This is a genomic window from Filimonas lacunae, from assembly GCF_002355595.1.
GTDB lineage: Bacteria > Bacteroidota > Bacteroidia > Chitinophagales > Chitinophagaceae > Filimonas > Filimonas lacunae.
Genome location: NZ_AP017422.1, coordinates 5,846,297 through 5,869,879, shown reverse-complemented (window position 1 = coordinate 5,869,879; position 23,583 = coordinate 5,846,297). Strand labels below are relative to the sequence as shown.

The following is a 23,583-nucleotide window of genomic DNA, read 5'->3' as shown; positions in this document are numbered from 1 at the left end:
AAATGACATTGAAATATAAAGCATATATATTGGTTGGTGGGTTGTTTTTACTAAACTCCTGTAGTAAAACGTTGGATATAAACGACAACCCTAATGATCCTACATCTTTGGCTGTTTCACGTCTTCTGCCAACTACGGAAGTAGGGTTGAGTAACTCATTGGCTATAGGTGCCGGGCTTTCACAGGATTTGGCTGTATATACACACCAAATGAGTACAAGAGAAGCGCCTGATCAATATGGAGTGACTGGCGATGAATTTTACCTGGGCAACTCATGGGATAGAATGTATTTAACTACTATTGCCAATCTTGACGAAATTATAACAGCTGCTACAGCACAGGAAAATACTTACTATGCAGGTATTGCTCAGGTGTTAAAGGCCTATGCTTATAGTCAAATGGTAGATGTTTTTGGTGATGTACCTTTTACTCAAACAGGGCAGTTATTACAGGACAACCCTTATCCTGAGTTTGACAAAGGGGTAGATATTTATCCTAAGTTATTTGAATTGCTGGACGCTGGATTAGCGAATTTAAATGACAACACTGTGGGTAAAAATTCATTGAAGCCAACTACTGATGATCTTATTTATGGTGGCAGTGTTACAAAGTGGATTAAAGCAGCCAATACCATTAAACTGAAATTATATACACAAATCAGAAAGGTGCAGGATGTGAAAACACAAGTTACAGCCTTGTTGTCCAGCGGAAATCTTATCAGCACCACAGCAGAAGGCTTTCTGATGCCTTATGGTCCAAATGGCGCCACGGATGATAGAAACCCAGGATTTGGCGATTACACAGCCACACAACGTTCAAACCACGTTAGTCCTTGGTTTTACGAAATTCTGCAAGGATATAACAAGTTTGTAAATACAAACATTCCTGACCCGCGGGTACCATATTATATATATAATCAGCTGACTGTAGATGAAGAGCCAGATAATGCCACTGAATATAGAGATGGTGCATTCGTATCAATTTACTTTGGATCTCATGGCGAAAATGCAGCTAAGTCACAACAAAACTCAATCAGTCTGTTTGGAATTTACCCTGTAGGTGGTAGATATGATGATGGCGAAGGTGGGGTAGCTTCTGCTTCAAGTGGAACTGGTGCAGCACCTTATCGTTTTATTACTTATGCAGATAGGTTATACTTGGAAGCTGAATTAATTCAGGCAGGTGTAATTACTGGAGATAGCAGAGCTGTATTGCAAGCTGCAATGAAAGAGTCTTTTAAGCAGATTGATTATGTGATCACTACTTATGTATCTCCTTCACAAACAGTTCCTTCTATATACAGTGAAGCGGCTACTTCTCCTATGGTTAAGTATATTAATTCCATTCTTACCAATTTTGATAATGGTAACAGCGACAAAAAGTTAGAGAACATCATGACGCAAAAATGGTTATCAAGCGTAGGTAGCTCTGTCGATCAATATACTGATTATCGTAGAACTGGGTATCCTTTAATGTTTAATCCAGAAGACCCTACGCAAGCTCCAAACCATATTGTACAGCCGCCTATTAATGGAGATCCTATGAATCCAGGAGCACAAAAGTCAGTAGAGGTGGGATCTTCCCGTGCTTACCCATATACATTGCCATGGCCACAAAGCGAGCTTGAAACGAATCCTAATGCGCCGGTACAAAAAACGCCTTCAACCTTTAAGCCATTTTGGATTCAATAAGAGATTCGTTAATTTTTAAAAAGAAAGTATGAAAAAACTTACCTTATTATATAGTGCGTTGATGGTAGTTGTGATGGTGGTTTCCTGTAGAAAATCGGATAACCCCAAACTGCCTGATCTTGAAAGAGTGCCTATTCCATTATTAACTAAAGATACTTCGGCAGATTTAACTATTTCTGCACAGGATCCTAATGAATTTGTTGGAAAGTTTGCAGTGGATGTATATTATAAAGAGGATGCGCCACCTAAACAGTATGACGTTGTTGTAATTAAAAATGGCGATAAATCTACTGTCAAAGTATTGAAGGCAAATATTACCAGTTATCCTACCAATATTACTGTTACAGCTGCTGACTTGAAAGCGCTTTTTGGCGGTACGGACTTGGTGTTAGGCGATAAATTTGATATTGGAGTAGATGTTACGGCTCAGTCAGGTGTGAAGTATGAAGCTTTTCCTTCGGTTGGTCTAGGTTACGGTTCTAACATTGGGTCACTAAGTGGAAGTTCGGTAGCTATCAAGTATGAAGTAGCTTGTATATTCGTTGCAAGTGAGTATGCAGGAAATTTCGAGGTCGTTGCAGATGGCTGGGGCGATTATGCCGAAGGCGATATTATTCCGGTTACGGTAGTAGATGATTCACATGTGTCGTTCAATTATCTTACTAATGAAAAAACTCCTATTATAGTAAGTGTTGCATCTGATAACTCTACATATGTAAACTACCAGGCATATGGAACTTATGCCGGGTCTAGCTATGGTACTTTCTATTGCCAAAGCATAACTAGTGCAGATAATTATGTTGCTCCTTGTGAAGGAATATTAAGCGTAAGGCTCAAACATACAGTAAGTGCTGGTTCATTTGGAGAATATACCATTACACTGAAAAAAGTGCCATAATTTATTAATTGCTATAGAGCTGTAATAAAAAAAGCGATGCATCTCATCAGATGCATCGCTTTTTTTAGTTGCCTGAAAAGTAATGAAAAGTGACGAGCCAGGAGGCAATAGTTATAGAATCATGTTTGAAGAATTTACACTACGGAAGCAGCGGTAGTGTTTTGTATGTTGTCAATTAAAAGAGGTCTTTAACTTTATTTTTTGTTAAAACAATGCTTTTGTTACTTTTATGTAAATATGATTGCTTGAGCTGCTAAATAACTATTGAATCCACCCTTTCCCTTCAATTTTAATTGTTTCAGAGTTATTGATTGAATGTGCTGATATTCAATCAATAAAGACTTGCGCGGGTAATAAAATCCAATCCACCAACCCATAACCTATATTTTCATCCCTTACTCTGATAGAATTATAACTATTAACAAGTTAAAATCTAAACATGAGAAGATTTATGTCGTTATGGGTGGCATTAATGTCAATTGCCTGGGCATCTGTTGCCCAAACCAAATCTATTTCTGGAAAAGTTGTTGACGGGAATAATGTTCCCATTGAGGGCGCATCCATCCAGGTGAAAGGAAGTACCCGGGGCACTATTGCAGATGGGCAAGGACTTTTCACCATTAGTGCTGCCTCAGCTGATATATTAGTAATTACATCAACCAATTTTGCACCCAAAGAAGTTAAGGTCGGTAATCAAACTAATATAATTGTATCATTGGTTTTACAGTCATCAACTATTGATGAAGTAGTTGTTACAGCTCTTGGAGTATCCAGACAGAAAAAATCGTTGGGTTACTCTGTTCAAAATGTTACAGCTGATAAACTTACCGAAGGAGGTAACCCCAATCTGGCAACAGCCTTACAAGGTAAAGTCGCAGGTATGGAAGTGAGACCTTCAAGTGGTATGCCAGGCGCTTCTGCTCAAATTTTTATTCGTGGCGCTCGTTTTTTTGACGGCAACAACTCGCCATTATATGTAGTAGACGGTTTGCCGGTAAGCAGTCAGCCTGACTTTGAAGTGGGCGGCAACGGTGTTACTGGTTCAGACTATTCAGGCAGGTCAATCGACATCAACCCGAATGACATCGAAAGCATTTCGGTATTAAAAGGTCAGGCAGCATCTGCGTTATATGGAACAAGAGCAAGTAATGGCGTTATCATGATTACCACAAAAAGTGGTAAAAGACTGAAAAAAGGTGCACCAGTTGTTAACTTTTCCACTAACTGGCAGTTTGATAATATTTCAAGAAAGCCAGAATTACAACAGCTTTACGCACAAGGTAGTGGTGGTGGTGGAAACTTTTCTCCTACTGCATCTACAAGCTGGGGGCCATTGATTTCAGAGCTGCCTAACGACGTAAACTATGGTGGAAATGTGCCCAATTCTTTTAATAATAATAACCCTACAGCCGAAACTCAGGGAAAGTATTGGAATCCTAAAAAAGGAGCGTGGGTGGTTCCTCAGGCATATGATAATATTGGAGACTTTTTCAAAACAGGTCTTGTTGCAGCTAATAACCTCAGTATTTCACAAGCCAGTGATTTAGGAAGCTATTATGTCGGATTTGGTTCAACCAATCAAACAGGTATTATGCCAGCTTCTAAAATGAACAGGTATAATGTGAAATTCTCGGGTGATTTTAACGTAAGTTCTAAAGTGAAGGTAGGGGCTAGTGTAAATTATTCAACCGTAGCTATCTATAAAATGCCTAGCGGTAATAATAGTTTACTTTTTGAAATATATGGTGCACCAGTTAGCTATGATTTAAAAGGAACACCAATTAGTGAAGCCAATAATCCTTATAAGCAAATTCAATACAGAGGAGGCACATTTGATAACCCATATTGGGGTGCTCAATACAATAGATTTATTGAAAACACACGTAGAGTGTTAGGTAATACCTATATCTCTTATAGCCCAATCCAGCCTGTAACTATTAAGTGGCAAGTGGGTGTTGACCAATATACAACAGACAGAGAAGAGCTGTTTGAATATGGTTCAGGTCCTGCACCTACAGGTGATCTCACCAATGGTGCATTAACAAACAGAACATTTAACTCTCAATTTACAGCCTCATTCAACAAACAAGTAAGCCAGGATTGGCACATTAACGCATTGGTTGGTAATGAGGTTAATGACAATTATCTAAGAAATATAGTAGGTTCAGGTACAGGATTTATTTTGCCGGGCTTCGATAACATTGGCAACGCAACAACTCAACTTACTTCTGAATCTAAGTTTAAAACCAGAACTGTTGGTTTTTATGGACAGGCAGGAGCTGATTGGCGTAACATGGTGTTCCTGACTGTAACTGGTCGTAACGATTATATCTCTACAATGCCAAGAGGCAGCCGTTCTTTCTTCTATCCGTCGGCTTCATTGGCATGGGCATTCACAGAGCTTGAACCATTGAAAAATAAAGGATTCTATGGTAAGTTAAGGGCATCTATTGCACAAGTAGGTTCACCGGGTACTTATAAAGAAAAATATTACACCCGCCATACATCTGGAAGCGGATTCTTGTCAAGCACAAACATCACTTTCCCTTTCAATGGTGTAATTGGGTTCCGTCCTAACTCAACCCTGTATGCAACTGACCTGAAGCCACAAAATACTAACTCTCTTGAAGTGGGTGTTGAGTTAAGCTTCTTTAAAAACAGGGTGAGTGTAGACTACTCTTACACAACACAAAAAACCAAAGACCAGATCTTCTCTATTCCTTTAGCAGGATCTACAGGTTTTGCGCAAATAGTTAGAAACGCAGGCGAAATGCAGAGCAATGCTCACGAAGTAACCTTACGTGTAGTTCCTGTTAAAACCAATTACTTCCAGTGGGATGTAAGTGCCAACTTTACCAAGGTACTCAGCAAGGTAAACAGCCTGGCTACCGGAGTTGACAACATCTATTTAGGTGGTTTTACCGATCCACAAGTGCGTGCTGCAATTGGATATAGCTATCCATCTATCTTCGGTACTACTTATCTGAGAAATGATAAAGGACAAATCAGGGTAGATGCTTCTGGTATGCCTTTAACTGGTTCTGATGGTGTAATTGGAACTGTTACTCCGGATTTCAACCTGGATATCAATAACGGATTACGTTATAAGTTCATGCAGTTGAATATATTGCTTGCATGGAAAAAAGGTGGTCAAATGTATTCTGGTGCCAACAGACTTATTAACCTGTATGGTACATCTAAATTAACAGAAAACAGAGCTACTGATAAAATTCTGGTACAAGGCGTGAAAGAGTCTACTGTTGTTGATGGAAAAGGTGGTGACGTGAATGATATTGTAATATCAGGAGCTCCTGCATTATATACTTATTATAATTCAAAAGTGGCTAACATTTCAGAAGCAAACATCTATGGAACTTCTTTTGTGAAGTTTAGAGAAATTGCTTTAAGCTTTGATCTGCCAAGGTCTCTCTTGCAAAAAACCGGTTTTATTAAATCTGCCGCTTTCTCTGTATCAGCACGCAATATCTTGTTATGGACTGAGTTGCCAAACTTTGATCCGGAATCTTCTCAAGGTAACGGCAACATGCAGGGTGGTTTTGATTATATGTCATTACCACAGGCAAGAAGCATAGGATTAGGATTAAATCTTACTTTTTAGTATTTAAAAAGCAAAATTATGAAACGTCTGAAATATACGATAGTAGCCGCATTGCTAACAATGGCAATGCCCGCCTGTACAGAAAAGGAACTGGATAACATTAATAAAAACCTGAATGATCCTACAAACGCTCCCGCAGTGAATGAGCTGCCTTCTGTAATTGTAGAATCATCTTTTGGTACAACAGGAACTGATTTAGCCTGGTATTCCTCATTATTTGTTGAGCATAGTGCAGGCGGTGATGAACAGTTTTACGATGCTGATAGAAGAACAGGCACTAATGCTTCTTCACTGGTAAATAATAGCTGGAATTCAGTGTATGATAACCTGATGATATTAAACGATATCATTGTGAAATGTTCTCCTGGTGGAGCAGAGTCTGACAAGCCAGCCTTATTAGGTATTGCTCAGATTTTGACAGCTTACAACTTAGCTATTGCTACAGACCTTTGGGGACAAGTGCCATGGACAGAAGCGCTGAAAGGACAGGAAAATTCACACCCTGTATATGATAAACAGCAGTACATCTATCAAAATGTGTTATTTAGTCTCTTGAATAGCGCAATAGGTAACCTTACTGGTGCTAAAACTATAACCGGATTAGCAACTAATGACCTGATGTATTCCGGTGATTTAAGTTTGTGGATTAAGGCCGCATGGAGCTTAAAAGCACGTTACTTTATGCATATGCAAAAAGTAACGCCATCGGCAATGGATTCTGTTTTAGCTTGTGTACCACACGGTTTTGAAAGTGGAGATGATGCGCTTGTATTTACAAAGTATGAAAACACTACCATTGGCGCCAATCCATGGTGGGATTTTACCTATTACGAAAGAGGTGATTTAGTGATAAGTGAAACTTTGTATAACTTAATGACTGCGCGTAATGATCCAAGAATAGATTCTTATTTCGAACCTCCAACCGGCGCTACTGATAACGTGGCTGCGCCTAGTGGTGAGGCTGATCGTACACGTGCTGGTTTAGAATTTTACTCTTATTCAAGAATTACAGGATTAGAGGATGGTTCAACCGCTCCTACTCCTTTAATGTCGTACCATGAACTGAAATTTATAGAAGCAGAAGCATTGGCCAGAAAAGGTCAAAGTTTTACAGCAGCTTTGCAGGAAGCTGTTGAAGCAAGCTTTACGTTCCATGGCACTTCTGGCGGAACTGCTTATTATACTGGCACAGTTGCTCCTTTATTAGGAACTACATTAGATGCTAATCTTAAAGAAATTCTTACACAGAAGTATATTGCATTTTATGAAGCTGAGTCTATAGAAGCTTATAATGATTATAGAAGAACAAGAATAGTTTCTTTGAATAATCCTTTTAATGCGTCTGCTACAGCAGGATTTGTTGAAAGATTTCCTTATGCTACATCTGAAACCTCTTCGAATAGTGCAAACATTCCAAGTGGTGTGAATGTATACACCAGTAAAGTATGGTGGGCAGGTGGTACTGAATAAGTTATTTTAATCTCAATACAAGGGAATGGGCCGGTCTTTCGACCGGCTTTTTCTTTTGATAGGCTCAAAGCCATTTATGCCTACATTTGCTTAAAACGAGTCTTATTATGTCCGACCAGCAACAGAACCAGCTTAACATTGAAATAAGTGAAGAAATAGCAGAAGGTACATACGCCAACCTGGCCATCATCACTCACAGCCATGCAGAATTTGTAATAGATTTTGTGAGTGTAATGCCAGGAACTCCGAAAAGCAGAGTTAAGTCACGTATCATCTTTACTCCTATGCATGCTAAGAAATTTATGAAAGCTTTACAGGAGAATGTTGATCGCTATGAAGCAGCTAATGGTCCTATACAAGAGCTGGATCAGTTTGAAATGCCAATGAATTTTGGTGGTCCTACAGCACAGGCGTAATAAAATACGATTATAGCAGACTATGGTCTGCAAAGCTAAAGTAGCCCTCTTCACCCATGATAACATGATCTACTATATTGATATCAAGGGTGAGGGCGGCTTCTTTTAGTTTATTGGTGATGGAAAGATCAGCTTCGCTGGGTTTTGTATTTCCACTGGGATGATTATGACAAAGAATTAAGTTAACTGCATTATGTTCTAATGCTTTTCTTAGCACCACCCTTGCATCAACTATGGTTGAATTAATTCCTCCTTCACTTACTACCTCAAAATGTGCTACCCGGTTAGCCTGGTTCAAATAGATTACGGCAAATAGCTCCTGCTTTTGAAATTGAAGATGCGCACGTATATAATTAGCTACCTCTTTGCTGTTGTTTAATTTTTTTCTTTTAGAGATGGAAGCATCACGGCGAAGTCCTAGCTCCAGGGCTGCTGTGATAGAAACAGCCTTTGCGGGCCCGATTCCTTTTATTTTAAGGTTTAGTATCTCTTTTACAGTAAGGCGACTAAGATTGATTAATTCATTATCCAGTGCGGCAAGGAGGTCTTTTGCTACAGCAACAGCACTTTTGTTACGGGTTCCGTTATTGATAAGTACTGCAATTAGCTCTGAATTGCTAAGAAAGTTAGCGCCCTTGTGCAGCAGTTTTTCTCTTGGTCTGTCATCAACAGCCCATTCTTTGATAGCCGTATTGTACATGGATAAATTTATTCAAAGCCAAGATACAATATCCCATTGAATTTTTATCTTCGCGCCACATTTTGTTTAGTTATGAACCCATCAGTTAAGATCTTCTCAGGCACAGGGTCGCAACATCTGGCGGAAAAAATTGCCAAAAAGTTTGGCGCTCCACTAGGTAAGATAAATATTCAGAAATTCAGCGATGGCGAATTTCAGCCTATTTTTCTGGAGAGTATCCGCGGGGATTATGTGTTTTTGATTCAAAGCACATTTGCTCCAACAGATAATCTGATGGAATTATTGCTGATGATTGATGCCGCTAAAAGAGCCAGCGCCTACAAAATTGTGGCTGTTTTACCTTATTATGGTTTTTCACGCCAGGATAGAAAGGATAAACCCAGGGTAGCTATCGGGTCAAAACTGGTGGCCACATTGCTGGAAGCTGCAGGGGCAGACAGGGTGATTACCATGGACTTGCATGCTCCTCAGATACAAGCTTTCTTTGAAATCCCGGTTGACCATCTGGACAGTTCTGCCATTTTTATCCCTTATATCGAGCAGCTAAAGCTGGAAAACCTTACCTTTGCGGCCCCTGACGTAGGCAGTACCAACAGAGTGCGTGAAATAGCCAGCTATTTTAACGCTGAAATGGTTATCTGTGATAAGCATAGGAAACGTGCCAATGAAATTGCCAGCATGGTGGTTATTGGAGAAGTGAAAGACAGGGATATTATCCTGATAGATGATATTTGTGATACTGGTGGGACTTTAGCAAAAGCTGCCGGCCTATTAAAGGAAAAAGGAGCCAGAAGTGTAAGAGCTTTATGTACGCATCCTATCCTGAGCGGCAAGGCATACGAGAATATCGAAAATAGCGTATTGGAAGAGTTGATAGTGTGTGATACTATTCCTCTCAGAAAAGAGAGCAGTCGTATCAGATCATTAAGTGTAGCAGATCTTTTTGCAATAGCTATCAGAAACGCTTATGAAAATAAAAGCATTACCAGCTTATTTATTCATTCGCAGTTGAAAAAGTAGTAGTCAATTAAACAATCATAAAATGAAAACAATTACAATCGAAGGACAACTGAGGACCGAATTCGGCAAAAAAGCCACCCGCCAGCTTCGCTCTCAGGAATCAGTGCCAGGTGTAATTTACGGGGGTGCTAAGGAGATTAATTTTAATGCTCCAGCCAAAGCTTTCAAACCTTTGGTGTATACCGGTGAATTCCAATTGGCAGAAGTGAAAGTGGATGGCAAATCTTATCAGTGCATTCTGAAAGATCTGCAATTCGACAAAGTATCTGATTCTTTAATTCACGTTGATTTACTGGAATTAGTAGGTGACAAGCCAGTTGTGGCTACATTGCCTTTGAAATTCGTTGGTACTTCAGCAGGTGTAAAAGCAGGTGGTAAGTTAATTACCAAACTGACAGCGCTGAAAGTGAAAACTTTACCTAAATTCCTGAAAGAGAATATTGAGGTAGATATCACTACACTGGAACTGAACGGTAACATCCGTGTTGAAGATGTTAAAGCTGACAACATGGAAGTGATGAACTCACCTCGTATCCCGGTTGCTTCAGTAGTAATGACTCGTCAGTTGAAACAAGAAGAAGCTGCTGCTTCTAAAGATGACAAGAAAAAATAAGCTTACAGCTATTGTAATAAAGCCCCACCTGAACCAGGTGGGGCTTTTTATTGAAGTTAACTAATGCTGAGTGCTGGTATTGACATGAGGTAATGCTACAGTGAAAATACTACCGGAGGGAGTGTTGGGCTGAATAATAAACTGCCCCTCATTTTTCTCTATAAACTCTTTACACAACAGTAAACCCACTCCTGTTCCTTTCTCATTCCGGGTGCCTCGTGTAGAAATATTGATTCTTCCAGCTGATAATAGTTGTAGTTGCTCCTCAGGAATACCGGTACCTGAATCTGCAACCGAAATGAGTATCAATCCAGGTTTTATTACATTATAAAGGTGAATGGCAGAGCCTGGAGGGCTAAATTTGATTGCATTGGTGAGCAGGTTTCTGAAAATGATCTTAAAATGATTGGCATCTGCCTGGCAGGTGATGTTGTTGTCAATATCGTTAATAATGCGAAGGCCTTTTTTGTCAAGAACAGGTTGAAACAACCTTATTTGTTCAATGATTAAAGGCATCATTAAAAAAATGCTGGACTGAACAGAAATGCCATTCAATTGTGAACGACTCCACTGTAACAGGTTGCTTAAGCTTTCTTCAAGACTTTGTACCTGTTGCACCAGAACGGCAGATACATTTGAAAATTCTTCTTCTGTCATCAGCTTGTGCTGCAACAAGTCAAGAGAACCTCTCAGGTTGCCCAGGGGGGAAGTCATGTCGTGCGCAATAATGGAAAACAGCTTTTCCTTTGATTGGTTAAGCACTTCTAATGACCGGTTGTTTTTTTCCAACACATCTTTTTGATCCATCAGCTGTAATTGCTGTACATATAACTCCTTGTGTTTTTCCTCAATTTGTTGCTGGTAGTTGACATGTTCTTCGCGGAAATAATTCAATGCAACTATAAACAGCAGAAGCATCATGCCTATATTCAACAGAACGCGTGCATCTGATATCACCTCAATTTCTATATGCCGGCTTATGGTAAGAGTTATAAATAGATATAGTATAGCATTTACTATACTAAAGCCATAAGTGAACCATTTATTATGAAAAAGGATGATGGCAAGAACTATATTCAATAAAAGAAAATGTTCGGCGCCATTCCTATATAGCAAAGCAGATAAAGTGAATATAATTGTACTGCCTAAAATCAATACCAATCTGCCTAGATAGAATTTTCTTTTATAATTGATGTATACAATGGCCACTCCGCCCAAAAACACAAGGAGACAGATGATGGACAAAATGTATTTGTGCTGAACGAGGTTGACAAATACAAAAGTGCTGCTAATGGGCATGCAACATAGAATGCAGATATTAATAAGCCGTGTTCTTTTTATTTCATCAAACGGCATATCTGCATAGACACCGCTGTTCACGATTCTTTTGAAAAGTGATAGAAAGGGGGAAACAGGGGGGACTTTCATCATACGAAACGGAAGTAAATGTACTATTTTTGGCAAGATTAATAGAAACATGAGCAAATACCTTATTGTAGGGTTGGGAAATATTGGAGCTGAATATGCACACACAAGACACAATATCGGTTTTGATGTAGTGGATGCTTTTGTGCAAAAACATGGCGGTTCTTTTAAGATTGATCGACTGGCTGAAATAGCAGAAATTAGATGGAAGGGCAGAATATTTGTGTGTATTAAACCTACCACCTATATGAATTTGAGTGGTAAGTCATTCAAATATTGGATGGATAAAGAGAAAATTGCAGTTGAGAACACATTAACCATAGTGGACGATCTCGCCTTACCACTTAGTAAAATAAGGGTACGACCCAGTGGCAGCGATGCGGGTCATAATGGATTAAAAGATATACAGGCTGTTTTAGGTTCTGATAAATATCCTAAGCTACGTTTCGGCATAGGGAATAATTACCCCAAGGGAATGCAGGTGGAGTTTGTGCTTGGTAAATGGTTTCCGGAGGAGACTTCTGTTATCCAAAAAAAGATCACTGCCTGCGTGGAAGTAATAGAACAAATGGCTACCATTGGACTGGAAAAAACAATGAACCTGGCGAATAATTTAAACTTTGAATAAAGAAAATTACTGATTAACAGTAAATTAGCGTAAAAGTAATGTGGGTAATTCAATTGAGTATCTGATGTCAGTACCGCAGGAGATATGTTGAGGCTGAATTACCAATGATTAAAATTTTATCTATGAAAATCTTTTGTGTAGGAAGAAATTATGCTGAACATGCTCAGGAGCTAAAAAATGATATACCAGAAGAACCTGTCATTTTTTTAAAGCCTAAAAGCGCGTTACTTCAGCCACATACACCCTTCTATTATCCCGAATTTTCCAATGAATTACACTATGAAGCAGAACTGGTATTGAGAGTTTCAAAAAATGGAAAATATATTCAGGAAAGATACGCCTCACGCTACTATGACGCGATTACAGTTGGTATAGATTTTACAGCAAGGGATGTACAGCGGGAATTAAAAAAGAAAGGGCTGCCCTGGGAAAAAGCCAAAGCCTGGGATAATTCCGCTGTAGTTGGTAAATGGATTCCGGCAGTGCCTGATGTGTTTAAGGGACCTATTAATTTTTCCCTGACTTTAAATGGTGAAATTGTGCAGAGGGGAAAGAGCGGGGATATGATTTTTTCATTCGATAAAATAGTTTCACATATATCACAGTATTTTTCGCTGAACATTGGAGACATTATCTTTACAGGCACGCCTGCAGGGGTGGGAGAATGTGTAGTAGGAGATGTGCTGGAAGGTTTTTTCGAAAAGGAAAGAATGTTTGAACTGGAAGTTAAATAAGTGAGAAACAAAATACATGCTTGCAGTTAATGAAATAGCCAAGGCATACGAAATAATGACTATTGCCCGAACAATGGGTAATCTATATGAGAATAATCGTGCTATATGTAAGTATGTGCATTCTACATCCAGAGGTCATGAAGCTATACAAATAGCTACAGGGTTGCAGTTGTTGCCCTGTGACTTTGTAAGTCCCTACTATAGGGATGATAGTATGCTTTTATCAATAGGGTATACACCTTATGAGTTAATGCTGCAATTATTAGCTAAAGCGGATGATCCTTTTTCAGGAGGGCGTTCCTACTATTGCCATCCCAGTAGTAAAAATGCTGACAAGCCAGGTATCATCCATCAAAGCAGTGCAACAGGTATGCAGGCCATCCCTACAACAGGATTGGCGCAGGGGCTACGGTTTCTGGAAGAAACTAAATCTGCTTTATTAAGGAAAGGGCCTGATGGTGAGCAGCCTATTGTAGTATGTTCTTTTGGAGATAATAGCATTACGGAAGGTGAGGTGAGTGAAGCGCTCCAGTTTGCGGCACTAAAACAATTGCCCATTATTTACCTGGTTCAGGATAACCAATGGGGCATTAGTGTATCAGCATCTGAAGCCAGAGCTATGAGTGCCTATGAATATGCTAATGGTTTTAAAGGATTGCATAAAATGCAGGTAGATGGTAGTGATTTCATTGCCAGTTACCTTGCAATGAAGCAGGCGGTTGCTTTTGTAAGACACAAAAGACAGCCCTTGCTGGTTCACGCTACTGTGCCTTTGTTAGGACATCATACCAGTGGTGTACGAAAAGAAACTTATCGGAGCAAAGATGATCTCGCTACTCATGAAAAACGGGATCCTTATCCCCCGCTGCGAAAATTGATGCTCATGCATGGGTATCTGGAAGAATCTATTGTGCAAATGGATCAGGATACGGTAACAATGGTACAGGATGCTTTTGAAAAGGCTATTGCGGCACCTGATCCGGATCCTTCAACTGTAGGGAAATATGTATTTGCAGAAACTCCGGTAAAGGAGGAAGTGGGAACAAGGGTGCCAGCGGGCGTTAAAGAGAAAGTCATGATGGTAGATGCAGCTTTGCATGCCATTGAAGAGCTGATGACCGAACATCCGGAATGTTTATTATATGGGCAGGATGTTGGTAAAAGGTTAGGTGGCGTTTTTAGAGAAGCAGCTACATTAGGCGATAAGTTTGGTGACACCAGGGTATTTAACACAGCTATACAGGAAGCATACATAATTGGTTCAACTATAGGCATGTCAGCCTTGGGGTTAAAGCCAATTGTGGAAGTGCAATTCTCTGACTATATCTATCCAGGGTTAAACCAATTAGTAACAGAAATTTCCAAATCGTCCTATTTGTCCGGAGGTAAATATCCCGTGCAAATGATTTTAAGGGTTCCTACCGGTGCTTATGGTGGTGGCGGACCTTATCACAGCGGAAGCATTGAATCTACCTTGTTATCTATAAAGGGGATAAAGGTGGTCTATCCTTCTAACGCTGCGGATATGAAAGGATTAATGAAGGCTGCTTATTATGACCCTAATCCGGTAATCATGCTCGAACATAAAGGTTTATACTGGAGCAAAGTTCCGGGAACTGAAGCGGCACGTACTGTAGAGCCAGATAAAGATTATATACTTCCGCTGGGAAAAGCTAATAAAGTATTGGTAGCTTCTGAAGAGAAAGTTGAGGACGGGGAATCTGTCTGTATCATTACTTATGGAATGGGAGTCTACTGGGCTAAAGCTGCAGCGGAGAAATTTCCGGGTCAGGTTGAAATTATTGATTTACGAACATTATTTCCATTAGATGAAGAGCTTGTTTATTCAACGGTAAAGAATCATGGACGTTGTTTAATTCTAACAGAGGAGCAACAGACAAACTCATTTGCAGAAGCACTGGGTTATAGAGTTACCAAGGCCTGTTTCAAAAATCTGGATGCTCCTGTAGAAGTGATGGGCGCGTTAGATTTGCCAGCAGTTCCCATTAATATCGCTTTAGAAGCAGCCATGTTACCTAATGCCGAAAAAGTAGAAGAGAGACTAAGAATGTTATTAAGAGGATAAGCAGGAGATCATAGAAATCCTGTAATTTCAAATATCACCCAAAATTGAAGTTATGTTATCAAAAACAGTGCAAGAAGCTTTAAATGACCAGGTGTTTATGGAAGCCCAATCTTCTCAGGCTTACCTGGCAATGGCAAGCTGGGCTGAAATTCAACCAGGCCTAAAAGGGGTTACACAGTTCTTCTTTCGCCATAGTGAAGAAGAAAGAATGCACATGCTTAAATTGATTCACTATATCAATGAACGTGGTGGTTTTGCGGTAATCCCGGCATTAGCACAACCCGTTCTGACCTTTGTTTCTTTGAAAAAGGCATTTGAGCAATTAATGGATCACGAGCTGAAAGTGAGCAGCAGTATTAACGACCTGGTGGATTTGTGTTTAAAAGAAAAAGATTATGCTACGCATAACTTTTTACAGTGGTATGTAAATGAGCAGATAGAAGAAGAAAGGCTGGCCAGGGAGTGTAATGACAAGTTAGAAATGATTGGAGATGACAAAAGTGGTTTGTATTTGTTTGATAGAGATATTATGACCATGGATGCCAACTAGCAACACCAACAAAGAATATATAACAAAAAGCCGGAAGCATTGAGCGTTCCGGCTTTTTTATCATTTGAATCCGGCTATTATTCAGCCATCATATCCTGTATTACCTCAATCACATCTTCCACATTAGGCTTGCTGAAGTAATCTCCATCACTACCATAGGCTGGTCGATGTGCCTGTCCTGTTATAGTTCTGGGGGCAACATCCAACCATTTGTAACCTCCTTGTTCTTCCATTACTTTATTGAACATATAGGCTGCAGCTCCACCCGGAACGTCTTCGTCTACAAAAACAATTCTGTTGGTCTTTTGCAGAGAAGCAAATATGGAATGGTGAATGTCAAACGGTAAAAGGGTTTGTACATCTATAATTTCGATGTCAATTCCTAATGCAGAAAGCCTTACAGCAGCTTCCTGGACTATTCTTAATGTAGAGCCATAGGATACTACTGTTATATCGGTTCCTTCTTTTACTATTTCAGGTATACCCAGTGGAACTGTATATTCCAGTAAATTTTCAGGAAGACGTTCTTTTAAACGGTAGCCATTCAGGCTTTCAATCATAATGGCGGGGTCATTGCTTTTTAATAAGGTATTGTACATCCCTATAGCCTGAACCATGTTACGTGGTACACATACATACATACCACGAAGTGCATTTATAACCATGCCCATTGGAGAGCCACTATGCCAGATGCCTTCCAGGCGATGCCCACGGGTACGTACAATCAGTGGACAGCTTTGCTGACCACCTGTGCGATAATGCAGGGATGCTACATCGTCACTGAGTGGTTCCAGACCATACAAAAGGTAGTCGAGGTATTGAATTTCGGCAATAGGACGCAAACCTCTTAATGCAAGGCCTATGCCCTGCCCCATGATAGTAAGTTCTCTTATGCCAGTATCAAATATGCGCTCCTGACCATGTTTCTCCTGTAAACCTGAAAAACCCTGGTTCACATCTCCAATTTTACCTACATCTTCTCCAAATGCAACCACCTTAGGATTAGCGGTAAACAGTTGATCAAAGTATTTATTGAGAATTTCGTAGCCGTTGATAGAAGGGCTGTTTTCTGTATATACAGGTTTAACATCAGCTACACGTAAGGCGCTTTTTTCGCCCTCGTTGTATAATAATGTATTGTATAGCTGTTTGTTGAGATCTTTCAGTTGTTTACGATAGGCCCTGACTTCATTAACAGAGGGAGAAGAGGGGGCAATTTCCATTGCCAATGATAAAGTACGCATTACATCCCTGCGTAATGGCTCACGATTGTTTTCCAGATCTTTTGCCAGCTGTTGCAAACGGCCATAGGCATCAATATCATTAACAACCATGTTTTTAATAAGGCTGGTTACTTCAACTACCTGCTCTTTTATAGGGACCAGATATTTTTCCCAGGCTTTATTTTTGGAGTCGCGAACAAATCTCTTCGCTTCTTCTTCAATGAGGTTAAGCTCTTCTTCATCACCAATACCGTTCTCAATGATGAATTCGCGCATTTTTTTGATACAATCCCATTCTTTTTCCCATTCCAGACGTTCTGTGGTTTTATATCTTTCATGGCTACCCGATGTAGAGTGGCCTTGTGGTTGTGTGATCTCTTCTACATGAAAAACTGCAGGAACATGCGTTTCACGCATTTTTTGTAAAGCGGATTCAAACACTTCACACATTCCGGCATAGTCCCATCCTTTTACACGATAAATATCAATGCCATTTGTGTCTTCTTTCTTTTCAAAGCCTTTCAATGCGGCTGAGATAGAACCTTTGGTGGTCTGGTGTTCTGTAGGAACCGAAATTCCATACCCATCGTCCCAGATAAATATGGCCAGGGGAACCTGTAATACACCCGCAGCGTTTACTGTTTCCCAAAAATGACCTTCGCTGGTAGAGGCATCTCCAATGGTACAAAAACAGATTTCGCTTCCATTAGTAGAAAGGTCATCAAATTGCTGTAAAACCGGAGAATTCCTGAAAAGGGTAGAAGCAAATGCCAAACCTAACGCCCGTGGCATTTGTGCTGCGGTGGGAGATATATCTGAGGAGATATTCCGTTGATTAGCCAAATCAACCCAGTTGCCGGAAGCATCTACGTTGGGAGTGGCAAAATGTCCATTCATCTGGCGACCCATGCTAAAAGGGTCCCTTTCCAGATCCGGATCGGCATAAAGTTGCGCAAAAAATTGCTCTACTGTTGCAAGTCCGGTTGCAAACATAAAAGTCTGATCACGATAATAACCTGCCCTATAGTCGCCAGGCATAAAGAATTTACCCATCGCTACCTGGGCCAATTCCTTACCATCTCCAAAAATGCCGAACTTGGCCTTGCCTGTCAATACCTCGCGACGTCCCAGTAAACTGGCTTCGCGGCTTTCCAGCGCTACCTTGTAATCGTTCAGCACCTCTGCCCTGAATCCCTCATATGAGAGCATGTAATTACTCATTTCTATGTTTGCAGACGTATTGTTCATGGAGCAAAAATAAATTAACAATCAACTAAATTGTAACATCTTGTGCAAATGAATGAAGTTTATCTCTAACTTTATGCTTGTAAAAAAATAAATTTTATTCATATATGAGAAGAATTGCCTTTTTAGTGGCAGCATTTTTCGCTTTTAATAGCGTAAATGCCCAAAATTCAACCTCAACTAGTCAGACTGCTGACATCAGTAAAGTGGTTTCTTTCAAAGAAACGGACCACGATCTGGGTAAAATTCCCTATGGAAAACCCGTTGAATTTGATGTTGTTATGACTAATGTGAGTCAAGATTCTGTTAAAATTGTAAATGTACAGACTCAATGCGGCTGTACTACACCTAAATGGAAGGAAGGACCTTATGCCGCCGGACAGGATTTTAAAATTGTCCTGGGCTTTAATGGCTACACCGATGGACATTTTGAAAAGTATGTTACTGTTTTCTTTTCCGGTGGTGTTAGCAAACAATTGAAGTTTCATGGTGACACCTACAAAGAACAAGTTCAACAAAGTACCCCTAATAAAACCAGATAGAATATGAAGAAGTTATTATTATTAGCAAGCTTATTTATCGGCGTAAATGCGTTTTCACAAGCTCCGGCTCCGGCACAGGAAGTTACTCCTATTAAATTTGAAGAAGTGAAACATTCATTTGGTCAGGTTCCACAAAGTATACCTGTTACCACTTCTTTTACATTTAAAAATACCAGCGACAAGCCGGTAATTATCGAAAATGCTACTGCAGAGTGTGGTTGTACCACTCCTGAGTATCCTAAAACTCCTATCTTAAAAGGACAAACCGGAGTTATTAAGGTTACTTATAATGCAGCCAACCAGGGTAAATTCACTAAAAATGTGCATGTTAAAGTAGCCGCTGTTCAACAGCCTGTGTTACTGACCATTGATGGTGAGGTCGTTCCAAAGAAAAGCTAATTAGACAGGTACACTTAATTATAAAACGGGAAACATACAATGTTTCCCGTTTTTTATGACCAGGTTAGCTAAAATGGCCTATACAAACGTTTGATAAATTAGGGGTTACGCGTAGCTTTGTGCCATGGCACACTTAAGTATAAGTAAACGAGGACAAGAAATGCCTGCTTCACCAATTCGCAAATTGGTTCCTTATGCAGATGCAGCTAAGAAAAAAGGGGTTAAAGTATACCACCTGAATATCGGGCAACCCGATATAGAAACTCCCAAATCTGTACTGGATGCAGTACGACATTCTGATTTCACCATCCTGGAATATAGCCATAGTGCAGGAAATGAAAGCTATCGTAAAAAGCTGGTGCAATATTATGAGCAGGTAGGAGTGAATGTAAATCACAATCAGATTATTGTAACCACCGGTGGATCGGAAGCCATTCTATTTGCTTTTATGGCGTGCCTGGATGCTGGCGATGAAATCATTATTCCTGAACCTTTTTATGCAAACTACAATGGTTTTGCTGTAGAAGCAGGAGTAAAGGTGGTGCCTATCACAGCTTCTATAGAAAACGGTTTTGCTTTACCGGCTATCAGCGAATTTGAAAAGGCGATAACTCCCCGTACTAAAGCAATCATTATTTGTAACCCTAATAATCCTACCGGCTATTTATATAGTAAAGAGGAAATGGAGGTGCTGAAGGAAATTATTACTCGCCATAATCTTTATCTTTTTTCAGACGAAGCATACCGGGAATTTTGCTACACTGGCAAGCACTTTAGCGCTATGCAATTAGAAGGTGTAGATGATAATGTGGTGCTGGTAGATACTATTAGCAAACGTTATAGTGCCTGTGGCGGTCGTATCGGAGCTTTTGTTACCCGGAATAATGGATTGATTCAGGCGGCTATGAAATTTGCACAGGCCAGATTGAGTCCGCCAAGTTTTGCACAAATAGCAGGGGAAGCAGCTGTTGACTTGCCGGCAGATTACTTCAATGCAACAAAAGCATTATATCAAAGCCGGAGAGATTTATTGGTTAAAAGGCTAAATGCAATACCGGGAGTGTTTTGTCCTAATCCGGGTGGAGCTTTCTATGCTATGGCCAAGCTACCAATTGATGATGCTGATAAGTTTTGTCAATGGTTGTTAGAAGATTTTGACTTTAATAAGCAAACTGTAATGTTGGCTCCCGCTACCGGTTTTTACGGAACGTCGGGCTTGGGAAAACAAGAGGTGCGTCTGGCATACGTATTAAAAGAAAGTGATATAAATAGTGCCATGGATTGTTTAGAAAATGCACTAAAACAATATCCTGGCATAACTAATTAAAATTCAATGAATTTTAATTAGTTATGAGATGACGTGATAGGAATTATGATGTATTAAGAAAATAAATATGTTATTGTTTGTAACGGTAAATTCGTTTATTTTGTGTCATAGACGAATTGAAATTAATTTTCTGAAATTGTAATGTCTTATTTAAGACTTGACAGACCTTTAATTGATATTAAGTTAATCTGCAGGAGTGTTTAAGTGGAAGTAGTTAAAATAGCTTTGCAAGCAGATTAAAAATACAACTAGATTATTAAGAATTTTCATATGGCAAGCAATCGAAGACGCCCCCTTGTTTCTACAAAGGGGCTTTTTGTTGCCCCTTAAAACAAAAAGCCCTTGCTTTTAAGCAAGGGCTTTTATAATTATTTAACTGTTAATGCATTGTCTATTAGGTAAATAAGATTATTTCTATGTGCTTTGGTTTCTTCATTAGTAGAAGTAGCGGTAGCTAATCTTGTTCTGAGTTTCTTAAGCGTATATCTCGCACCGGCTTTTGCTATATCATCAACAGGCGTATTGTCTGCTGCTATTTGAATGACACCTTTTACATAAACACTCTGTAAATATTGTCTATAAACATTCACATTTGTTTGAATGTCTGCATCAAAAATACCTTTTGTCAGGTCAGACATAATATCAGCTATACTATACTGGTTACCATAAAGTCGGCTATTGGTAATGCGTTGAAGGGTAACGGGGCTTAAAATATGAGCAAGGGCCCCATAGGTTTGAATGTTTAATAAAGTACCGGTGATTTTATAGTCTTCTCCGGAATAAGGTTGATTAAAACCTCTTCTCTGAAGTTGCAGGTAAGGAAATACCTGTGCGTCAGCATCAAATGCATCAGGTGCAAAAACATATTTGTTTAAAATAGCTATGGCTTTTTTTTGAGTGGCAATAGAAACGGGCGTGTAAGGTTTATTGGGTGATTTTTGATCAGGGAAGCTTCTGTCAATATACACACCACCAATATAACGGCTTACAGCGGCAATCATATTACCCCTTTGCCCATTCAAAGTATTGTAGCGCGCTCTTAGTTCAGCATAGGATTGATCAGGTTTGCTGTACTTAGCTACAAGTTTGCTCATAAGATTATTTACCAGCTTAAAACGATCTTCCGCGTACCCTATGGCATCATTGGTTAAATCGTTGATGTTTACCCGTGGGTCCATGGCTTTACCAGGCGAGCGCATGTCATCGCCGTCATTGCCAAAAGTTAATTGAGGATCAGTGCTTTTGGATAGAATGGTATGAAGGCCTGCTTTTTCTGTAGTCGCATTAGCAAAGGGAGTGTAGCCGTATTCAATGGCCCATAGGTCATATGGTCCGGCTTTAGTGGTATAATAATCACCTTGTTTACTTCTGTCAAGTGATATGTTAATGGCTGGATAATCCATTACAGAGCCAATTAGTCCGATTTTATGTGTAATAGTGGTGTCGTTAATTTGTGCAGGACTTAACATCTGACTTGCTTTCATATTATGATTCAGGCCTAATGTATGCCCCATTTCATGCATAATAAGGTAGGTGAGAAACTGCTTATGCATTTCTTTGATTTCTTCATCACTGGCGCCAGTGGCTTCCATAGTAGTAAGTCCGGTTGTGAATTGATTCTTTAATTCATGGGCCAGCATACAGCTGTGGCTGCCCTGCGTACTGTCTTGGTTAAATAGGGTAAAAGCAGGTGTAGCAGAGGTTGTATTGCTTACCAGTTCATCATAAACAGGGGTGTAACTTCCTGAAAACCATTCTACAGTAATGTCGGCTCCCAAAATCTGGCCTGTTTTGGGATTTACAAAGCTAGGACCAATAGCACCATAACTTGGCTGGGCCGACGACACCCAGCGTATTACATTATAATGTATGTCGGCAGGATCCCAGCTGGCTGTATCAGGCATTATTTTCATTTGAACAGCATTTTTAAAACCTGCCTTTTCAAATGCTTCATTCCACTTTAAGCCTGCTTCCATAATTGTTTTGCGGTATTCCAGCGGGGTAGTGTTCTCAATCCAGTATACAATAGGTTCAACTGGTTCGCTGATGGCAGCGGAAGGGTCTTTCTTTTGTAGGTTCCATCTATGGATAATGTCTTTATAAGGAACAGGGCTGATGCTGGTAAGATCAGTTACTTCTTCCATAAAATAACCAACCCGTGGGTCGTCCCTGCGGGGGAGGAATACATTTTCTGGCATGGCAATTAAGCTGTGTTGCATACGCACTCTCACATATCTGCCATCTGTAATATCCGGACCGCTGGAAGCTGTAATATTTGGATTGTCATAAGTAAGGTCTACTACCACATCGGTATTATCCGGGAAGGACCTAATATTGGCGTACTTGCTTTTTTGTATGTTTAGCATGCCCAGATTAAATATAGACATGGCCATGGATGGCGGGAGCGTTGGTTTTACGGGATCCAGCTTTTCACTTAGAAAAAGTGCATCTGCATTTATCAGGTAACCTGTAGAGTCTTCTGCAGTTACCTTCTCAGATAATATGATTGCTTCAGGTTTATCAATATTAGCTGCTTTGCTAACCGGGTTGCTCTTATTATAATAAAAATTGGTGTTTACTTCGGAAAACTCCAGCTTGTCAAAGGCTTTTTCAATTTTTAAAACCATAGTAGCTCTGTGCATACTTTGATTTAAAAACAGGGTAGTTGGCCCATTGATAGAAAAACTCTGGTAAATAAATTCCTTTCCCAGCTGGTCGCGCTTCACATACAACTGTACGCTGCCTGTGGCAGTATCCTGATACAGAGTAAATAAGCCTTGTTTCTTTTGATTGCCCTTTATCTTTTCAGTAATAGATAGTTTTTTGGCGGCAGATTTAGCCGAATCAGCTTTAGCATCGTTTGGTTTTGATACAGAACCGGGAGGTTGTTGTGCCTTTACCTGTGAAAAACAGGTAATTAGGCCAAGCAGTAGTATATGTTTCATGTAGCAATTTTGTTTCTCTGAATGTATTTTAATTTCCCGGTGAATGTGTGGG

General features: G+C 39.8%; 18 protein-coding genes. 14 read left to right on the top strand and 4 right to left on the bottom strand.

Annotated features, from left to right (window positions below):
- Window positions 1-2 precede the first annotated feature (2 nt).
- From FLA_RS23100 to FLA_RS23080, 5 genes are all read left to right on the top strand, one after another.
- Window positions 3-1,691, top strand: coding sequence for a SusD/RagB family nutrient-binding outer membrane lipoprotein (locus FLA_RS23100; RefSeq protein WP_076374799.1), 1,689 nt, complete (start codon window positions 3-5; stop codon window positions 1,689-1,691).
- Between the two features lie 28 nt (window positions 1,692-1,719).
- A complete protein-coding gene (locus tag FLA_RS23095; RefSeq protein ID WP_076374797.1) occupies window positions 1,720-2,589 on the top strand; it encodes a hypothetical protein in 870 nt (289 codons plus the stop codon).
- A 439-nt stretch (window positions 2,590-3,028) separates the two neighbouring features.
- Entirely contained in the window at window positions 3,029-6,208 is a 3,180-nt protein-coding gene (locus FLA_RS23090; protein WP_084205972.1) for a SusC/RagA family TonB-linked outer membrane protein, read from the top strand.
- Between the two features lie 18 nt (window positions 6,209-6,226).
- Window positions 6,227-7,678: a SusD/RagB family nutrient-binding outer membrane lipoprotein gene (locus tag FLA_RS23085; RefSeq protein WP_084205971.1), complete on the top strand. Its 1,452-nt coding sequence runs from the start codon at window positions 6,227-6,229 to the stop codon at window positions 7,676-7,678.
- A gap of 107 nt (window positions 7,679-7,785) precedes the next feature.
- Window positions 7,786-8,094, top strand: a complete 309-nt coding sequence (locus FLA_RS23080; RefSeq protein WP_076374791.1) for a DUF3467 domain-containing protein — start codon at window positions 7,786-7,788, stop codon at window positions 8,092-8,094.
- Window positions 8,095-8,104: 10 nt separating this feature from the next.
- Here FLA_RS23080 and radC read toward each other — a convergent pair whose 3' ends face one another.
- Complete coding sequence (radC, locus tag FLA_RS23075) at window positions 8,105-8,794, bottom strand: RadC family protein (RefSeq protein WP_076374789.1); 690 nt, start codon at window positions 8,792-8,794, stop codon at window positions 8,105-8,107.
- 72 nt (window positions 8,795-8,866) lie between these two features.
- On the opposite strand from radC, the gene FLA_RS23070 reads away from it, so the two are divergent.
- Together FLA_RS23070 and FLA_RS23065 are read left to right on the top strand one after the other, a co-directional pair.
- Window positions 8,867-9,814, top strand: a complete 948-nt coding sequence (locus FLA_RS23070; protein ID WP_076374787.1) for a ribose-phosphate pyrophosphokinase — start codon at window positions 8,867-8,869, stop codon at window positions 9,812-9,814.
- Between the two features lie 22 nt (window positions 9,815-9,836).
- A complete protein-coding gene (locus FLA_RS23065) occupies window positions 9,837-10,427 on the top strand; it encodes a 50S ribosomal protein L25 (protein ID WP_076374785.1) in 591 nt (196 codons plus the stop codon).
- Window positions 10,428-10,487: 60 nt separating this feature from the next.
- On the opposite strand, the gene FLA_RS23060 is transcribed toward FLA_RS23065, so the two are convergent.
- Window positions 10,488-11,507: a sensor histidine kinase gene (locus FLA_RS23060; RefSeq protein ID WP_159445043.1), complete on the bottom strand. Its 1,020-nt coding sequence runs from the start codon at window positions 11,505-11,507 to the stop codon at window positions 10,488-10,490.
- Window positions 11,508-11,904: 397 nt separating this feature from the next.
- Here FLA_RS23060 and pth point away from each other — a divergent pair, with 397 nt between their 5' ends.
- From pth to FLA_RS23040, 4 genes are all read left to right on the top strand, one after another.
- On the top strand, window positions 11,905-12,480 hold the full coding sequence (pth, locus tag FLA_RS23055; protein ID WP_076374781.1) for an aminoacyl-tRNA hydrolase: 576 nt from the start codon (window positions 11,905-11,907) through the stop codon (window positions 12,478-12,480).
- 122 nt (window positions 12,481-12,602) lie between these two features.
- A complete protein-coding gene (locus tag FLA_RS23050) occupies window positions 12,603-13,214 on the top strand; it encodes a fumarylacetoacetate hydrolase family protein (protein WP_076377234.1) in 612 nt (203 codons plus the stop codon).
- Between the two features lie 16 nt (window positions 13,215-13,230).
- Window positions 13,231-15,300: an alpha-ketoacid dehydrogenase subunit alpha/beta gene (locus FLA_RS23045; protein WP_076374779.1), complete on the top strand. Its 2,070-nt coding sequence runs from the start codon at window positions 13,231-13,233 to the stop codon at window positions 15,298-15,300.
- A 52-nt stretch (window positions 15,301-15,352) separates the two neighbouring features.
- On the top strand, window positions 15,353-15,850 hold the full coding sequence (locus FLA_RS23040) for a ferritin (protein ID WP_076374777.1): 498 nt from the start codon (window positions 15,353-15,355) through the stop codon (window positions 15,848-15,850).
- A gap of 77 nt (window positions 15,851-15,927) precedes the next feature.
- On the opposite strand, the gene FLA_RS23035 is transcribed toward FLA_RS23040, so the two are convergent.
- Window positions 15,928-18,321, bottom strand: a complete 2,394-nt coding sequence (locus FLA_RS23035; RefSeq protein WP_076374775.1) for an alpha-ketoacid dehydrogenase subunit alpha/beta — start codon at window positions 18,319-18,321, stop codon at window positions 15,928-15,930.
- Window positions 18,322-18,425: 104 nt separating this feature from the next.
- Here FLA_RS23035 and FLA_RS23030 point away from each other — a divergent pair, with 104 nt between their 5' ends.
- The 3 genes from FLA_RS23030 (at window position 18,426) to FLA_RS23020 (ending at window position 20,586) form a co-directional block, all read left to right on the top strand.
- Entirely contained in the window at window positions 18,426-18,860 is a 435-nt protein-coding gene (locus FLA_RS23030; RefSeq protein WP_076374773.1) for a DUF1573 domain-containing protein, read from the top strand.
- 3 nt (window positions 18,861-18,863) lie between these two features.
- Window positions 18,864-19,259 carry a DUF1573 domain-containing protein gene (locus FLA_RS23025; RefSeq protein ID WP_076374771.1) on the top strand — a complete coding sequence of 132 codons (396 nt, stop codon included), beginning with the start codon at window positions 18,864-18,866 and terminating at the stop codon, window positions 19,257-19,259.
- Window positions 19,260-19,419: 160 nt separating this feature from the next.
- Window positions 19,420-20,586: a pyridoxal phosphate-dependent aminotransferase gene (locus FLA_RS23020; RefSeq protein WP_231940316.1), complete on the top strand. Its 1,167-nt coding sequence runs from the start codon at window positions 19,420-19,422 to the stop codon at window positions 20,584-20,586.
- 368 nt (window positions 20,587-20,954) lie between these two features.
- On the opposite strand, the gene FLA_RS23015 is transcribed toward FLA_RS23020, so the two are convergent.
- On the bottom strand, window positions 20,955-23,531 hold the full coding sequence (locus FLA_RS23015; protein ID WP_076374767.1) for a zinc-dependent metalloprotease: 2,577 nt from the start codon (window positions 23,529-23,531) through the stop codon (window positions 20,955-20,957).
- Between the last annotated feature and the right edge of the window lie 52 nt (window positions 23,532-23,583).

Coding starts and splice junctions, on each gene's coding strand:
- FLA_RS23085 (WP_084205971.1), top strand. CDS start 6,227: ATGAAACGTCTGAAATATACGATAGTAGCCGCATTGCTAACAATGGCA.
- radC (WP_076374789.1), bottom strand. CDS start 8,794: ATGTACAATACGGCTATCAAAGAATGGGCTGTTGATGACAGACCAAGA.
- FLA_RS23090 (WP_084205972.1), top strand. CDS start 3,029: ATGAGAAGATTTATGTCGTTATGGGTGGCATTAATGTCAATTGCCTGG.
- FLA_RS23020 (WP_231940316.1), top strand. CDS start 19,420: ATGCCTGCTTCACCAATTCGCAAATTGGTTCCTTATGCAGATGCAGCT.
- FLA_RS23035 (WP_076374775.1), bottom strand. CDS start 18,321: ATGAACAATACGTCTGCAAACATAGAAATGAGTAATTACATGCTCTCA.
- FLA_RS23050 (WP_076377234.1), top strand. CDS start 12,603: ATGAAAATCTTTTGTGTAGGAAGAAATTATGCTGAACATGCTCAGGAG.
- FLA_RS23015 (WP_076374767.1), bottom strand. CDS start 23,531: ATGAAACATATACTACTGCTTGGCCTAATTACCTGTTTTTCACAGGTA.
- FLA_RS23095 (WP_076374797.1), top strand. CDS start 1,720: ATGAAAAAACTTACCTTATTATATAGTGCGTTGATGGTAGTTGTGATG.
- FLA_RS23030 (WP_076374773.1), top strand. CDS start 18,426: ATGAGAAGAATTGCCTTTTTAGTGGCAGCATTTTTCGCTTTTAATAGC.
- pth (WP_076374781.1), top strand. CDS start 11,905: ATGAGCAAATACCTTATTGTAGGGTTGGGAAATATTGGAGCTGAATAT.
- FLA_RS23045 (WP_076374779.1), top strand. CDS start 13,231: ATGCTTGCAGTTAATGAAATAGCCAAGGCATACGAAATAATGACTATT.
- FLA_RS23080 (WP_076374791.1), top strand. CDS start 7,786: ATGTCCGACCAGCAACAGAACCAGCTTAACATTGAAATAAGTGAAGAA.
- FLA_RS23040 (WP_076374777.1), top strand. CDS start 15,353: ATGTTATCAAAAACAGTGCAAGAAGCTTTAAATGACCAGGTGTTTATG.
- FLA_RS23065 (WP_076374785.1), top strand. CDS start 9,837: ATGAAAACAATTACAATCGAAGGACAACTGAGGACCGAATTCGGCAAA.
- FLA_RS23100 (WP_076374799.1), top strand. CDS start 3: ATGACATTGAAATATAAAGCATATATATTGGTTGGTGGGTTGTTTTTA.
- FLA_RS23025 (WP_076374771.1), top strand. CDS start 18,864: ATGAAGAAGTTATTATTATTAGCAAGCTTATTTATCGGCGTAAATGCG.
- FLA_RS23070 (WP_076374787.1), top strand. CDS start 8,867: ATGAACCCATCAGTTAAGATCTTCTCAGGCACAGGGTCGCAACATCTG.